The following is a 14,965-nucleotide window of genomic DNA, read 5'->3' as shown; positions in this document are numbered from 1 at the left end:
CAATGTAGCTAACGGAAATAATCTAAAACTCCATGTCCCGCTGAACCAACACAGACCAACGGCATCTGCGAGCGTTTTCACAAAACGCTACTGGATGAGTTCTACAGCGTCGAGTTTCGCAAGAAGGTTTCACCAGCCTGGATGAATTGCAAACGGATCTGGATGCATGGATCGATCTGTACAACAATGAACGGGTTCACTCTGGCAGGTACTGCTACGGCAAGACCCCAATGCAGACTTTCCTGGATGCCAGGAAACTGGCTCAGGGGAAGATTTTAGAGCGACTTCATCAGACAGACAAACGGGCTGTCGCATAGGTCGCATTTGTCAGATCAAGTCTTGACAAGTACACGGTCAATCGAACAACATATTTTGCCATTTCTGAAACTCCTTGCTGGATCATACCCTTTGGCAAGGAGAGCAAATGATTATCGTAAGATAGTCAAATCAGCCCGGTTGAGCCACTAGCGACTTCGAGAGAAACGACGTTCCGGCTTGCTGAAGACCGGGCTTCTGGCGACCAACCATCAACCAGCGTAACCGGGAGGGGGGCAATTCTTCATGTCGTCGCCAGGGAGGCAATTGTTCGTGTCGCTTGACACACCAAGGGCGAAAATGAAAAATGGGAACCCCCGAACACCAGCCATGGCTGCTGGCCTCACTGACCATGTATGGACGGTTCAGGAGTGGATTTCATTTCCATCTCGACCGGCCAGGTTAACGTAAAGCACCGCATGAAGCGCTAAAGTCCAACAAATACACGTTCAGATTTCACAAAACCGGGCGCATACAAACAGAAAACCCGGAAAGACCAAGCTTCCGGGTATCCTGGGATCGCAAAACGCCCATCTGGAACGCGTCAAACAGCAGACGACCTCCAATCTTTCATCGCGCCAGAAAGCGCGCTCAAGGCTCCTTCTTGGCCGGCTCCGCCGGTTTGGGCGGCTCGGGACGCTTGGCCTCGGCGGGCTTCGGCGGCTCGACCTTGGCCTCGGCGGGCTTCGGCGGCTCGACCTTGGCCTCGGCGGGCTTGGCCGGCTGCGGCGGCTTGGCGGTCTCCTCCTTCGGCGCCGGCGGGGGCGGCACAGGCTTGCCACCACTCGCATCGCTCACACCACCCTCCGGCTTCTTCGGCGCGCTCTTGGCCGGAACCGGCGGACCGGACTCCGCCTCCTTGACCTTGACGGGCACCGCATCCTGGGCCGCCGGCTTGGCCGGAGCCGAGGTCGCCGGCGCGACGTCCATCACCGAACGCTCGTTCCCTGGACGAGTCGAATAAAAAGCCAACGTCAGACTGGTGATCATGAACACCGTCGCCAAACCGGCGGTCAACTTGCTCAGAAAATCCCCGGAACCACGCGCGCCGAACAGACTCTGCGAACTGCCACCAAAGGCCGCGCCCATGTCCGCGCCACTCCCCTTCTGTAGCAATACCACAAACACCAAGGCCATGCAGACCAGGATATGCAACACCGTCACAATCAGTGTCATCGTAAGACCCTTCTATGAAATAACAACGATCAAAACTTCTCCGGCACCGCATCGATGATCGCCAGAAACTCGGCGCTCTTCAACGACGCGCCCCCAATCAGGCCACCATCGACATCCTCGAGACCAAAAATCGACCCCGCATTCGCCGGCTTCACCGATCCACCATACAACAACCGCATCCGCGCAGCATCCGCGCCGAACGCTTCCTCGAGCTGACGCCGCATGAAACCATGCACCTCGCGAATCTGCTCCAACTCCGCGTTGCGGCCCGTGCCGATCGCCCAGACCGGCTCATACGCCACCACCAACGTCTGCCGCCTGGTCAACTCCCTGGGCACATGCGGCACCAGGGCCGCCAACTGCGCCCCGATCACCTCCAACGTGGCGCCGCGCTCCCGCTCGTTCAAGGTTTCGCCCACGCAAACGATCGGCTGCAAACCATCCCGGAACGCCGCCGCCATCTTGCGCGCCACCTTGGCGTCATCCTCGCCACAATCGGCGCGTCGCTCCGAATGCCCCACGATCACATGCCGACAACCGACATTGCGCAACATGATGCCGCAGATCTCACCGGTATGAGCCCCACTCTCGTGCTCGGAGAGATCCTGCCCGCCCAGCTTCACCACCGAACCGCCCAACCGCTGATGCACGGTCAACAACGCGGTGGCCGGCGGACACAACACCACCTCGCACGGCAACGAACGACCCGATCGCGCACCCAGACCCGCGACAATGCCATCCGCGAGTTCCTGGGCCGTTTCGATCAGCCCGTTCATCTTCCAGTTGCCAACGATCAGCATCCTGCGACGCATGTTTCAAGGAACCCGCTGCCCGCGCAAGGGTGGAACAGACCCGGTTTTGACCCGGTTCAGGCCTGACACCTGAACTTTTGGAGTATATTCAACCCACTTGTCAAAAGCAACGCCTATTTCTCATCAACGGGTCGGATGAGAGGGGATCCGATCCGATTCCACCCCTGCAATCTCCCCACCACGCTGCCTTAAACGCGCCGACATCGCGACCGGAACAGGCTCAGGCCTGATCCGCCGGCACCCGATTCTTGCGCACTTCTTCCATGTCCACCTGTTTGACCCGCTCCACCAGATCCACCAATGCCGACTCCGGAACCATGCCCGGCTGCATGAACAGGATCGTGCTCTCGCGGAAGATCATCAAGGTCGGAATCGAACGGATCTGGAACGCCTGCGCCAACTCCTGTTCCCGATCGGTATCCACCTTGGCGAACACCACATCGGTAAACTTCTCCGACACCCGATCGAAAACCGGAGCGAAAGCCTTGCACGGGCCACACCAGTCCGCCCAGAAATCGATCACCACGATATCGTTTCCGGTGACGGTTGCTTCAAAATTATCCTTGTTCAAGGCCATGGTCGCCATCGATTGCTCTCCAGTCTCGTTAGAAGCCACTCACCCGCCAACCGGCACTCCGCACCCCTCTGCGGGGCGAGGGACACCCGTCTCTTGTCTACTCTCAAAACCCAACGCACGCAACCAGCTCAGCACCACTTCCACCGGTGGGGAGAGCGGCTGAGCCAGACGCGCGCGGATCTCATCGAATCCGACCTTCTGCCGCGCGGCGCTCACCCCGTCGAACAGCAACAAGCGCACATCCTCGGCCAGTCGTTCCGGGGTCGCTTCGCTCTGAATCCGCTCCGGCACCAACCCGCGACCAAGCACCAGATTGGGCAGGGCGATATGCGACACGCGAATCACCCGCCGACCGATCTCGTAGGTCAAGCGGTTCACCCGATACATCACGCTCATCGGCGCGCCGGCCAAGGCCGCCTCCAGCGTCGCGGTTCCGGAGGCCACCAGCGACGCATCCGCCGCCGCGAGCAACAGACGGGTCTGGCCGCGCCGCACCGCGATGCGTGCAAAAAAAGCCCGCGTGGCCGGTTCATTCACCTCGGCCATCACCGCCGCCAGATCCGCCTCGTTCAGGGTGTCGGCCAGGGCAAGCACGCAACGCACCTGGCTCTGTCCTTCAACCACCCGCCGGCTCGCTTCGACCATCACCCCGAGATGGCGGCGAATCTCCCCCAGACGACTGCCAGGCAGCAGCAACAACAGCTTCTCATCCGCCGCCACGCCCGCCTCACGACGGACCCGCCCGATCTCTGCCACGCCCGGCAGGGTCCGACGCGCCAGGGGATGACCCACGAAAGTCACCGGCAGGGAGGTATTTGCGTAGGCCGATACCTCGAAAGGAAACAACACCAGCAACTGATCCAGCAACCGCGCCAGCTTGCGAACCCGTCCGGCGCGCCACGCCCACACCTGCGGCCCCACATAGTGGATGCGCGGAATGCCCAGAATCCGGGCGCGCCGCGCGAGCAGAAAATTGAAATCCGGCAGATCCACCGTGATCAGCAGATCCGGTCGTCGTTCACGCATCCACGCCACCAACTGCCGAAAACGACGAATGAGTGTCGGAAGCCGGCGCACCACCTCGACCAGTCCGATGACCGAAAGCTCGTTGAGATGGCACAAGGAGCGGAATCCCGACTCCTCCATGCGCGCGCCCCCCACACCAAAGCTCTCCAGGTCCGGAAAGTGGGCCCTCAAATCCGCCAGCAGCGCCCCGGCCAGGTGATCCCCGGAGGATTCGCCAGCAATCAGCATGATCCTGGGTGGCCGCTCCTTGGGCATGGTCGCGCGATCCCCTAACTCTCGGACCAGGAGGCGATCGCCGCACGAATCGCCATCACCACCTCAAGGGCACGCCGTCCGGCCCGTCCGTTCACCAGCGCCGGTCGTCCACCGCGCACCGCCTCGCAAAAGGCCCGAACCTCCATCTCCATGGCATCGACCTTCTGCAACGGCACGTCCAGCTCTTCGATGGCCGGAAACGTCACCCCGTCCAGCACCCAGTTCCCCGTGCCCCGCCGCCGGATCGACAAGCCAGGACGGGTGAAATCGAGGTCGAACAGGGCATCCTTCTGGAAGATCCGCATCCGGCGCGTCGCGTCCCGCGCCACCCGCGAGGCGCTCACGTTGGCCACGCAACCGTTGGCAAAGCGGATGCGCGCATTGGCGATGTCGATCTTGCCGGAAAAAATCCCGGATCCCACCGCTTCGATCGACTCCACCTCGGAGTCCACAAAATGGAGAATCAGATCCACGTCGTGGATCATCAGATCCTGCACCACATCCACATCCAGGGCGCGATTCTTGAACGGCGCGAAACGCTGCGCCTCGATGAAACGTGGATTGCTCAGCCAGCCCGACTCCCGCAGCGCGCTCACCGCCGGATGAAACCGCTTGATGTGTCCCACCTGCAAAATCAGGCCACGCGCCTCGGCCAACTCCACCAACCGGTCCGCATCCTCCAGTCTGGCGGTGATCGGTTTTTCCACCAGCACATGCACCCCGGCCTCCAGACAGGCACGCACCACCGCATAGTGGCTCTCGGTCTCGGTCACCACCGAAACCATGTCCACCCGCGGCAACAGCGCGCGAAAATCCTCCACCGCCTCGACCTTCAACTCCTCGGCGACCCGTTTGGCCCGTTCCCCATGCAGATCGACCACCCCGACCAGACGAACACCGGGGATGCGGGTGTATTTCTGGGCGTGAAACCGACCCAGATATCCAACGCCGATCACCGCCGCCCGCAACGCTGCCATACCTTCGGAGTCCGACATGTCGCTCATTTCACCACGCTCCCGTCAAGAACGATAAACCAGCAGGGGCCAGGAGCCCATGGCCCCTGCTGGGGTTCGGGGCGAAGCCCTGGGGTGTTGAATTTGCACCCATTCAGCCCCCCTGCCTTTGGCGGGATCCTGCATGGGTACGCATCATCAAAGACAAAGTGAAACCGCGACCATCATGGGATGCGTGGTTTTCCGCAAGGCTGCCGTGCAAAATACGAGCGTCGTTTCCAAAAATCGGAAACGACGCTCGCGAAGACCGCGCGCGACGTTGTTTCGCAACATGCGCGAAAAAACGCTCTTTTGTCGAGCGCGCCAAAAGCAAAACCTCGGAGGCGCTGCCTTCGAACCTCCTTCGGGGAGTTTCGCCCCCCGCAACAGGGTTACACCCCACCCGCCACTTCCACCACATCCGCCGCATCGATGCCAATCAACACCAACCCGTGCCGATCCGCCACACTCCGGGTCGCCTCGGGATCCACGATCATCGCACCACCCGCCTCCACCGCCGCCACGCGAATCCCAGCCTTGATCATGCTCTCCAGGGTTCCCGGCCCGATGGTCGGCAGATCCAACCGCCGGTCCTGCATCGGCTTGACCACCTTCACGAACACCGCACTCCCCTCCCCAGACCAACCCCAACCCCGCGCGTCCAACAACCCGCCCGCACGGGCCAACATGGCATCGGTCCCCTCCATCGCCTCGGCGGCAACCACCATGCCACGCCGCACCACCACCCCCTGGCCGATATCCAAGGCCCCCAACCCCTTGGCCGCTCGCCAGCCATGCCGGATGTCCGCCCACTCCGCCTCGCTCGGCTCGCGCCGACTCAACACCCCGCGCGGCGCCAGCAACTCCGGCATGAAATCGGTGATGGAACGCAAACAAAAACCACGCTCCTCCAACTCCGCGGCCACGGCACGCAACAGTCGGTCGTCATCCATCCCGCCGACCAAACGCTTGAACACCATCCCCAACGCCAACCGATCCGGACGCGCACGCCAGATCGTGGACTTGCGAATGCCGCCCACCAGCACCAGATCCCGCGCCCCATGCTCGCGCAGAAACCTCAAAATGCGTTCAAATTGTCCCAGCTTGACCCAAAGGAGATGGTCCGCGCACGTGGCAAGAGCCGGATCGCTCTCGCCCTCATGGGCCACGATGGCGACCAGTCGCGACTCCGACTCGCGATGCATGGCACGCGCGAAAAGCAACGGCAACTGCCCGGAACCCGCCACCAATCCGACACGCGCGTTCAAGGAAGAGGACTCGAAGAGAGAAACAGCGTGTGACGATCGATACGAAACAACCAGTCGGTCAGCGACAGATCCCCCTCTGGCCGGATTGCAGGAATTCGAGAATGGATTGCACCTCGACGAACTGGGAAAGATGCCGCTCCAGCTCCTCGATCGCCTGTTCCATGCGCATGTTGGAACGAAACACGATCCGATAGGCCTGACGAATCGCCTTGATGGTCTCTTCGCTGAAACCGTGACGCCGCAATCCGACCACGTTCACCCCGGTCACCTTGGCACGGTTGCCCGCCGCGGACACATAGGGCATCACATCCATCGAAATGGCCGAAGCCCCGCCGACAAAGGCGTTGCGCCCGATGCGCGCAAACTGGTGGATGGCGGTCAGACCGCCGATCACCGCGTAATCCTGCACTTCGACGTGACCCGCCAACGTGGCCCCGTTGGCCATGATCACATGATCCCCCACCCGGCAGTCATGCGCCACATGGGCATAGGCCATCACCATGCAGTGGTTGCCCACCCGCGTCAATCCCCCACCACTTTCGGTGCCACGATGAATGCTCACATACTCGCGGATCGCGCACCCCTTGCCGATCTCCACCCGAGTCGGCTCGCCGGCGTAATGGGTATCCTGCGGGGGCTGCCCGATCGAGGCGAAACTGAAGACCCGACTCCCCTGACCGATGGTGGAGTGGCCATCGATCACCGCGTGGGCGCCGACCTCGGCATGATCATCCAGAATCACGTTCGGACCGATCACCGCATACGGTCCAACCTTCACCCCGGCACCGATCTCGGCCTTGGGATCCACCACCGCCGTGGCATGAATGATCGCGGCCTCAGCCATGGTCGTTCCCCTCGTCTCCACCGGTCTCCGCATCCCGGGTCATGGCCATCAGCTCCGCTTCCGCGACCACCGCGCCCTTCACCCGCGCCACCCCGCCGAAACGCCAGATCTCGCGACGCCGTTTGAGCAACGTCAACTCCAGCAGCAGTTGATCCCCAGGAACCACCGGCTTGCGAAAACGGGCATTGTCGATGGCCATGAAGTAGACCAGCCGACCCTTCACCGCCGCCGGATCGATGTATCCGGCCAGCATGGCGCCGGCCTGGGCCATGGCCTCCAGGATCAACACCCCAGGCATCACCGGATGGCCCGGAAAATGACCCGCGAAGAACGGTTCGTTGAAGGTGACGTTCTTCAACGCCACCAGACGCTCACCCGGCACCACCTCCTCGACCCGATCCACCAGCAGAAAAGGATAGCGATGCGGCAGGGTTTTCAGAATTTCACGCCATGGTTCCACGGAACGGCTCCTGTCTGGGTTAAAACCACTTCTTGGTGTACTCGTTGAGGCGGTTCAATACCTGATCCGAAATGTCGATCGTCGAATTGGCGAACAGCACCTGCCCCTTGCCAAAAATGGCCGTATACCCCTTTTCGCGCCCCAACTCTTCAATCACGGTACGCAGCGCCTCGGTGATCTTTTTGGTCCAGACACCGTTCTCCCGATCGATCGCCGCCTGGTTGTCCTCGACCAGCCGTTGATACTCGCGAAACTTGTTGCGGGTGGTGTTCTCCAGATCGGCGCGGGCATCGCGATTCATCACGTTGCCACCCTGTTCGATCTTGGCCTTGAGATCCTTGATCTCCTTCTCCATGGCATCCACTTCGCGCTGCTTGGATGCCAGCTTTTTCTTCAACAGTTCACGCGCGTGCTGGGCCGCCGACGACGAGGCCATCACCCGTGGCACATCCACATAGGCAAACACCGGTGTACCGCCGCCCGCCGCCTCGAGCGGAGCGGAAACAAGGCCACATCCCACGGCCAAAACCAATGCCAACGACCATGCCAGCGTTCTGCGGGAGATGGAACGGAAACCTGACTTGATCCGGTTTGAAAAGAATAACGCGCTCACAAGGATGTCCCCATGCTAAAGTCAAATACTCTGGTTTTGTCAAACTCCTCCTTGACCAGAGGATGGCTCAAGGAGAGACGCAGTGGACCAAACGGCGAATTCCAGTGCACCCCGATGCCTGCCGCCGCACGAATACCACCCGATTCGCGAACATCCACCGGGAGTTCTCCATTTCCCAAATAGCCGACATCGACGAAGGTCACACCCTTGACCCCCTTTTCGCTCAGGTTGCCGATCGGGAAGAAGAGTTCGACGTTGACCTGCTCGAAGTGCAAACCACCGTAGGCGTCGTCCTCGGTCAGGGTGCGCGGTCCGAGACCGCCGGGTTTGAAGCCGCGCAACGACGTGGAACCGCCCAGATAGAACCGCTCGAAGATCGGCACGTCCTTATCCAGACCGTTGATGTAACCCGCGCGACCACGGATATGCGCCACCCACTCCTCGTCTTCCGTGATGGGGTGGTAGAGTTGATTGTCCACCAGAAGCCGGGCAAAGCTGATGTCGCCGCCAAGCCCCGCGATGTCGGTGGTCAGGCGATGGACGCGCCCCTGGGTGGGGTTGAGGTTGTTGTTGACATCGTTCCAAACCAGGCTGTTGCTGACCATCGAACGCAGGTAAGGGCTCTGCGCCGCCTGGGCGAGAATCGAGCGCGACGTGACGTTGCTGTCCGCGGCGATGTCGATCTGGGCGAGGTTGTAGCTGAGCTGATCACGCAGATTCTTGGAGATCGGGAAACCCAGACGCAACGCCCCACCGTAGACCTTTTCGGTGTAGGTGGCCATCTGGCGTCGATCGGACTCCTTGGCGAACAGGTCGAACCCTGCCGAGAGGTTCTTGTCCATGAAATAGGGTTCGGTGAACGAGAAATCGAACTGGGTGCTGTTGCCGGTCAGGGTGGTCGAGAGCACCATGCGTTGGCCGCGACCCAGGAAGTTGTTCTGACTGACGCTCGCCGTACCGATGAGCTGGTCGATGCTCGAGTAACCGGCCCCGATGGTGAAGGTGCCGGTGGCCTTTTCATCGACCTTGATGCGCACATCCACCTGATCCGGATTGCCGGTGTTGGGGGTGGTGATTTCGATGTTCTCGAAGAAGTTCAGATCCGTGACGTTCTTCTTGGAACGACGCATCTGCGTGGAGGAGAAGCGATCCCCCTCGTTCATGGTGATCTCGCGACGCACCACGTTGTCGCGGGTACGGGTGTTGCCGACCACCTCGATGCGGTTCACATAGACACGCCGTCCCTTGACCACCTCGAAGGTGATGTCGATGGTCTTGGCTTTGTCGTCGAAAACGGTCTGGGGACGGATATCCAGGAAGGCATAGCCGAAATCGCCGACCAGATCGGTGAGCTTCTCGATCGACTGGCGCAGCAGGTCGCGGGAGTACCACTCCCCTTGCCGCACGCGCAACTCTTCCATCAGACGCGCTTTGGGCAGTTCGTCGAAATCCCCCTTGACATCGATGGCGCCGAACCGATACCGCTCGCCCTCGCGCACCGAGTGGGTGATCACGAAGGCCTTGCGATCCGGGGTAAGTTCGGCCACCGAGGAATCGACATGCACCCGCGCATAGCCCTCGTCCAGGTAGGCATTGCGCAACTGCTGCTGGTCGAACTGCAACTTGTCGCGGTCGTAGGCGTCGTCTTCGGTGAACCAGGAGAACCAACCCGATTCGTGGATCATCATCTTGCGGGTGAGTTGCCGTTCGGAGAGGGCCTTGTTGCCGATGATCCGCACCTTCTGCACGCGGGATTTCTCGCCCTGGTCGATCTTGTAGACCACATCGACCATGTTCTGATCGAGGTTCTTGACCACCATGTCGATCTTGGCCAAAAAGAAGCCTTTCACGCGGAACGCCTGGCGCAGGGCGGAGAGGTCGCGTTCGGTGGTGGAGCGGTTGAACAGGGCCTGAGGTTTCAGGTGGACGAGCTTTTGCAACTCCTCGGTACCCAGGGCGTCGTTGCCCTCGAAGGTGACCTTGGCGACGGTGGGGTTCTCGACCACCCGGATCAGGAGTTCCCGTCCCTGCTGCTCGATGGCGACATCCTTGAACAGTCCGGTGTCGTGCAGCGCCTTGATGCTGCGGCGCAACGCATCCGGTTCCATGGGTTGTCCGGGAATCACGGAGACATGACTTTTGACCGTATCGGCCTCGATGCGTCGGATACCTTCCACACGAATCGAATCGATCACCTCGCCGGTCCAGGCGTTGGCCGCGAAGGTCAGCAACACCACGCCAAGGGGAATCTTCAACAATCGACGAATAGGAAACATGCGCGGATCTTCGTCCTCATGGCAAGTCGTGGACACCAATCCAAGGAAAATACCCCACATGACCCGACAGGGCAAGAGTTCACCGTTAACGCATGCTCAATAATGGGGGATCTAGCCGTCGGAGAAGATCCGGGTCAAATCGTTCTTCATGGCCCAGGCCATGAGGAAGATCAACAGGAACATGCCGGCCCGATTGGCCTGCAACCGCACCTGCTCGGAGAGCGGCGAACCCTTCACCGCCTCGATCAGGAAAAAAAGCAGATGACCGCCATCCAGCACCGGGATCGGCAGCAGGTTGAGGATGCCCAGGTTGATCGAGATGAGCGCCATGAAGAAAAGCATGCTGCTCGCCCCCTGCTCGGCGGTCTTGCCGGCCATCTCCGCGATCATCAGAGGTCCGCCGATCTGATCCGCCGGGATCGAGCGGGTGATGATCTTCCACACCCCGGTGACGATCATGTCGGTCATGCGCCAGGCGTGCTCCACCCCCTTGACCAGGGCGGAAAAAAATCCGTAGGTGACGAACTCCGTGCCACTCCCCGGTCCGATGCCCACCAGCCAGGTACGCACCGTCTCGCCGAAAATATTGGTCATCTCCTGCACGCGGGGCTGGATGGTCAAAAGGATCGGCCCTTCCGGTCGTTCGACGGTGAAACGCAACGGCACCCCCTCGGAACGCTTGATGGTCTGGCTCAACACCTCCCAGCGGGTCACCGGCTGTTCGTTGATGGCCACCACCCGATCCCCGACCCGCAATCCGGCCTGTTCCGCGGGCATGCCGCGGCTCACCGAGCCGACCACCGGCAGCAACTCCCCCACCCCGAGCATGAAAGCCATGACCAGCACCATCAGCGCGAACAAGAAGTTGAACGCCGGACCCGCGAAGACGATGGCGATGCGCGACCACACTCCCTGATTGGCGAACGAATCCGGAGCATCGGCGACCACGACCGGATGGCCGGATCGATCCTCCTCATCCTCTTCCTCCTCGTTCTCGCCGAGCATCTTCACGTATCCGCCCAGAGGGATCAGCGAGAGTCGGTATTCGGTCTCGCCCGCACCCCGGCTCCAGCCGGCAATGCGTGGTCCGAATCCCAACGAAAAGACCAGCACCCGCACCCCCATCAGGCGCGCCACCAAAAAATGGCCAAGCTCATGCACGAAAATCAGCGCGCCCAGCACCACAATGGCCCAAAAGACCGTACTCATTAGATTACCGCTCCACGCCATCCGCATGCCGGCGAATCCACGCCTCGGCACAAGCCCTTGACCAACCATCCACCGCCAGCAAACCTTCCAGGGATCCCCCGTCTCCCTCTGCATGCGACCGTTCCAGACACCCCTGGATCAGACGCGGGATATCCAGAAAAGCGATCCGATGTTCCAAAAACGCCGCCACCGCCACCTCGTTGGCGGCATTGAGCACCGCCGAAGCCACGCCCCCCGCCCGCAGCGCCGCATAGGCCAACCCCAGACAGGGAAACGCCTCCGGATCGGGCGGACCGGCAAAGGTCAGACGCCCCAGGGCGGGCAAATCAAGCGCCGGTACCGGGGCCGAAATCCGCTCCGGCCAGGCCAACGCCACCGCGATCGGCGTGCGCATGTCCGGCACCCCCAGTTGCGCCAGTACCGACCCATCCGCATAGGCCACCATGGAGTGAACGACGCTCTCCGGATGGACCACCACCTCGATCCGCTCCGCCGCCACCCCGAACAAATGGTGCGCCTCGATCACCTCCAGCCCCTTGTTCATGCAGGTGGCCGAATCGATGGTGATCTTGCGACCCATGTTCCAGTTGGGATGGGCCAACGCCTGATCGGGCGTCACGGCGGCAAGCCGTTCCCGGCTCCACCCCTTGAACGGTCCCCCCGAGGCCGTCAGGATCAGCCGCACCTCCGGTTCGGTCGTCAGGGGGCCCACATCGAGCCTGGTCCGCCCATTGACCAGAACCTGAAAAATCGCGCTGTGTTCCGAATCCACCGGAATCACCCGCGCGCCGCCCTTGACCGCCTCGGCCATGAACAGGGAACCGGCGATCACCAGACACTCCTTGTTGGCCAGGGCCACATCCTTGCCGGCGCGCAGGGCAGCCAGGGTTGGTCGCAATCCCGCCGCGCCCACCATGGCCGACAGCACCATGGTCGCCTCCGGCCATCCCCCGACCCGCTCCACCCCGGCCATGCCGGAGAGCACCTCGATCGACTCCCCGGCCAGCGCCCGACGCGCCGCATCGGCGGCCCGTTCATCCGCCAGGGCGATCACCTCCGGACGGAAGCGCCGCGCCTGCTCGACCATGACCCGGACATTGCTTCCCGCAGCCAGCGCCACGACCTCGAACCGCTCTGGACAGGCCGCGACCACATCCAAGGCGCTCAGACCGATGGAGCCGGTGGAGCCGAGGATCGCCAACCGCTTCACGACAGCCCCCCGCGATTCTCATCCAGGACGCGACAGACACGCATCATCCCGCGCCCATCACAGACCGCCAAGGAACCACGCTCCCAACGGCACGCCGCTCGTACGCACCCGCAAATAGGCGTAAAAAATCGGCGCCACGAACAACAGACTGTCCAACCGATCCAGGAGCCCCCCATGTCCGGGGATCAGACGACCGGCATCCTTGACCCCGGCTTCGCGCTTGAGCACCGATTCGACCAGATCCCCCGCGTGGCTGGAGAGGGCGAGCAGCAAGCTCACGCCCAGGCTTTCGATCCAGCCGAACGGCACGCCGAACCCCTTGAGAGCCACCGTGCCGATCATCACCCCCGCGCCGGTGCCACCCCAGAAGCCGGCCCAGGTCTTGTTCGGACTGATGTTGGGCACAATCTTCGCCTGGCCCCAGGTGCGCCCCACCAGATAGGCGCCGGTATCCGTGGCCCAAACGACGAACAGCAGAACGCAGATCAGTTTGCCCCCCATGGGCATGGCGCGCAGCCCGTCGATGAACATCAGCGGCACGCCGCAGTAGACCACCCCCATGAAGCGAAACCCGACCTTGGGCGACACCTGCTCGCCGGGCCGGTACTCCACCAGGGACCAGGCGAACAGGCCGACCAGGATCAACGACAGCTCGATGCCGATCCAGCCCGGATAACCCCGGTAACCGGTGTACATCATCAGAATTTGCGCCAGAAGCAGCGGAACATGGGGAATCGGCAGGAAGGGTTCCCGCAAGCGCAGCCACTCCCAAATCAACAGGACGCTGGCCGCGACCAGCAGCACGAAAAGGGCGGCTCGGGAACCGGCCAGGATCAGCCCGATCAGGAGCGGTGCCAGGGCCAGGGCGGACAGGGCGCGAACGATCATCCGGCGTGGTATCCCAAGGTTATCCAACAAAAATTGTAACTATTCAGGACCCCAAAATTGGCGGGGTCCAGGGGCCAGGTGCCCCTGGTGGGATCCAAGGGCGAAGCCCTTGGGATGTTGTTTTTGATTTTGTCTTTCGCCGATCTTCACGATAAGCCAATTTCCGCGATTTTTGCAAAAACTGGCGCAAGCGCGCGGTCTTAAACCGCCCCCATCCTGGAACGACGCATCCCGTGATGGGGGCGGTTTACCAAAAACTATCGGGCCGCGCCGAAACGGCGATCCCTGCCGGCATACTCACGAATGGCCTGTTCCAAATGCGCGGCATCGAATTCGGGCCAGAAAATCGGCAAAAACACCATCTCCGTGTAGGCCATCTGCCACAGCAGAAAATTGCTGATGCGTTGTTCGCCGCCGGTGCGGATCAGCAGATCCGGATCGACCTGACCAGCGGTGGTCAGACGGGCGGACAACCGAACCTCGTCGATCGCCTCGGGATCAAGGGTTCCGGCAGCCACCTCCCGCGCCAGGGCACGGGCGGCATCCACCAGTTCGATGCGTCCACCGTAGTTCAGGGCGATGTTGAAATCCAACCGGGTGTTGTTCCGGGTCTTCTCTTCCAACTCGCGCACCAGGGACTGAACATTTCCCGGCAACTCGTGAATCCGTCCCAGGGCACGAAACCGTACCCCCTCTTCGACCAGTTCGTCCATCTCCTTGCGCAGATGGATGGCCAGCAGGTTCATCAGAGAGGAGACCTCCTCCTCGGGCCGGTTCCAGTTCTCCGAAGAGAAGGTATAGAGGGTCAGGGTCGGCACCCGAAGATCCAGACAGGCCTCGACCGTGCGCCGCACCGCCTTGACCCCGCGCCGATGCCCTTCGATCTTGGGCAGAAAACGGGCCTTGGCCCAACGCCGATTGCCATCCATGACAATGGCAATATGCCGGGGCATCTTCTCTGGAGGTACGGGGGTCATGACCGTCTTCGTGACAACCCTACTGGAGAAAAACCGATCCCTGGGTACCCTTGGGGCTCCGGGATCG

Annotated in this window: 14 protein-coding genes and 1 pseudogene; 1 reads left to right on the top strand and 14 read right to left on the bottom strand. The window is 61.7% G+C overall.

The features are described 5' to 3' along the window. Positions 1–27: 27 nt before the first annotated feature. Positions 28–317: pseudogene (locus ACV4UY_RS08470) on the top strand (integrase core domain-containing protein); the annotation flags it as partial. 589 nt (positions 318–906) lie between these two features. Here the strand turns inward: ACV4UY_RS08470 and secG are convergent. The 14 genes from secG to uppS form a co-directional block, all read right to left on the bottom strand. Continuing rightward, the gene (secG, locus tag ACV4UY_RS08465; RefSeq protein WP_491607166.1) at positions 907–1,491 is read right to left on the bottom strand and encodes a preprotein translocase subunit SecG; all 585 of its coding nucleotides are present in this window, start codon (positions 1,489–1,491) and stop codon (positions 907–909) included. Positions 1,492–1,520: 29 nt separating this feature from the next. After that, positions 1,521–2,303: a triose-phosphate isomerase gene (gene tpiA / locus ACV4UY_RS08460; RefSeq protein WP_491607165.1), complete on the bottom strand. Its 783-nt coding sequence runs from the start codon at positions 2,301–2,303 to the stop codon at positions 1,521–1,523. 220 nt (positions 2,304–2,523) lie between these two features. Further along, entirely contained in the window at positions 2,524–2,889 is a 366-nt protein-coding gene (gene trxA / locus ACV4UY_RS08455; protein WP_491607164.1) for a thioredoxin, read from the bottom strand. Positions 2,890–2,919: 30 nt separating this feature from the next. Continuing rightward, on the bottom strand, positions 2,920–4,161 hold the full coding sequence (gene lpxB / locus ACV4UY_RS08450) for a lipid-A-disaccharide synthase (RefSeq protein ID WP_491607163.1): 1,242 nt from the start codon (positions 4,159–4,161) through the stop codon (positions 2,920–2,922). A 14-nt stretch (positions 4,162–4,175) separates the two neighbouring features. Then, entirely contained in the window at positions 4,176–5,165 is a 990-nt protein-coding gene (locus ACV4UY_RS08445) for a Gfo/Idh/MocA family protein (RefSeq protein ID WP_491607162.1), read from the bottom strand. Between the two features lie 380 nt (positions 5,166–5,545). Further along, positions 5,546–6,421, bottom strand: coding sequence for an LpxI family protein (locus ACV4UY_RS08440; RefSeq protein ID WP_491607161.1), 876 nt, complete (start codon positions 6,419–6,421; stop codon positions 5,546–5,548). A 58-nt stretch (positions 6,422–6,479) separates the two neighbouring features. Beyond that, entirely contained in the window at positions 6,480–7,265 is a 786-nt protein-coding gene (gene lpxA, locus ACV4UY_RS08435; protein ID WP_491607160.1) for an acyl-ACP--UDP-N-acetylglucosamine O-acyltransferase, read from the bottom strand. Beyond that, positions 7,258–7,725, bottom strand: coding sequence for a 3-hydroxyacyl-ACP dehydratase FabZ (fabZ, locus tag ACV4UY_RS08430; protein ID WP_491607159.1), 468 nt, complete (start codon positions 7,723–7,725; stop codon positions 7,258–7,260). The genes lpxA and fabZ overlap by 8 nt, the downstream gene beginning before the upstream one ends. 19 nt (positions 7,726–7,744) lie before the next feature. Continuing rightward, the gene (locus ACV4UY_RS08425; protein WP_491607158.1) at positions 7,745–8,245 is read right to left on the bottom strand and encodes an OmpH/Skp family outer membrane protein; all 501 of its coding nucleotides are present in this window, start codon (positions 8,243–8,245) and stop codon (positions 7,745–7,747) included. 89 nt (positions 8,246–8,334) lie between these two features. Continuing rightward, on the bottom strand, positions 8,335–10,614 hold the full coding sequence (bamA, locus tag ACV4UY_RS08420; protein ID WP_491607157.1) for an outer membrane protein assembly factor BamA: 2,280 nt from the start codon (positions 10,612–10,614) through the stop codon (positions 8,335–8,337). A gap of 111 nt (positions 10,615–10,725) precedes the next feature. Continuing rightward, positions 10,726–11,823 (bottom strand): RIP metalloprotease RseP, encoded by a 1,098-nt coding sequence (gene rseP, locus ACV4UY_RS08415; protein ID WP_491607156.1) that lies wholly within the window; start codon positions 11,821–11,823, stop codon positions 10,726–10,728. A gap of 4 nt (positions 11,824–11,827) precedes the next feature. Continuing rightward, positions 11,828–13,033, bottom strand: coding sequence for a 1-deoxy-D-xylulose-5-phosphate reductoisomerase (locus ACV4UY_RS08410; protein ID WP_491607155.1), 1,206 nt, complete (start codon positions 13,031–13,033; stop codon positions 11,828–11,830). 57 nt (positions 13,034–13,090) lie between these two features. Further along, complete coding sequence (locus ACV4UY_RS08405) at positions 13,091–13,921, bottom strand: phosphatidate cytidylyltransferase (RefSeq protein ID WP_491607154.1); 831 nt, start codon at positions 13,919–13,921, stop codon at positions 13,091–13,093. A gap of 257 nt (positions 13,922–14,178) precedes the next feature. Further along, on the bottom strand, positions 14,179–14,898 hold the full coding sequence (gene uppS / locus ACV4UY_RS08400; protein ID WP_491607153.1) for a polyprenyl diphosphate synthase: 720 nt from the start codon (positions 14,896–14,898) through the stop codon (positions 14,179–14,181). Positions 14,899–14,965 lie beyond the last annotated feature (67 nt).

The organism is Candidatus Magnetaquiglobus sp., assembly GCF_058402785.1.
The sequence above is the reverse complement of the archived record's forward strand: the minus strand, read 5'-3'. Positions and strand labels throughout refer to the sequence as shown.

Excerpts from the sequence above, each read along its gene's own strand:
- tpiA (WP_491607165.1), bottom strand. The coding sequence starts at position 2,303 with ATGCGTCGCAGGATGCTGATCGTTGGCAACTGGAAGATGAACGGGCTG.
- ACV4UY_RS08405 (WP_491607154.1), bottom strand. The coding sequence starts at position 13,921 with ATGATCGTTCGCGCCCTGTCCGCCCTGGCCCTGGCACCGCTCCTGATC.
- rseP (WP_491607156.1), bottom strand. The coding sequence starts at position 11,823 with ATGAGTACGGTCTTTTGGGCCATTGTGGTGCTGGGCGCGCTGATTTTC.
- ACV4UY_RS08445 (WP_491607162.1), bottom strand. The coding sequence starts at position 5,165 with ATGAGCGACATGTCGGACTCCGAAGGTATGGCAGCGTTGCGGGCGGCG.
- bamA (WP_491607157.1), bottom strand. The coding sequence starts at position 10,614 with ATGTTTCCTATTCGTCGATTGTTGAAGATTCCCCTTGGCGTGGTGTTG.
- uppS (WP_491607153.1), bottom strand. The coding sequence starts at position 14,898 with ATGACCCCCGTACCTCCAGAGAAGATGCCCCGGCATATTGCCATTGTC.
- lpxB (WP_491607163.1), bottom strand. The coding sequence starts at position 4,161 with ATGCCCAAGGAGCGGCCACCCAGGATCATGCTGATTGCTGGCGAATCC.
- secG (WP_491607166.1), bottom strand. The coding sequence starts at position 1,491 with ATGACACTGATTGTGACGGTGTTGCATATCCTGGTCTGCATGGCCTTG.
- lpxA (WP_491607160.1), bottom strand. The coding sequence starts at position 7,265 with ATGGCTGAGGCCGCGATCATTCATGCCACGGCGGTGGTGGATCCCAAG.
- trxA (WP_491607164.1), bottom strand. The coding sequence starts at position 2,889 with ATGGCGACCATGGCCTTGAACAAGGATAATTTTGAAGCAACCGTCACC.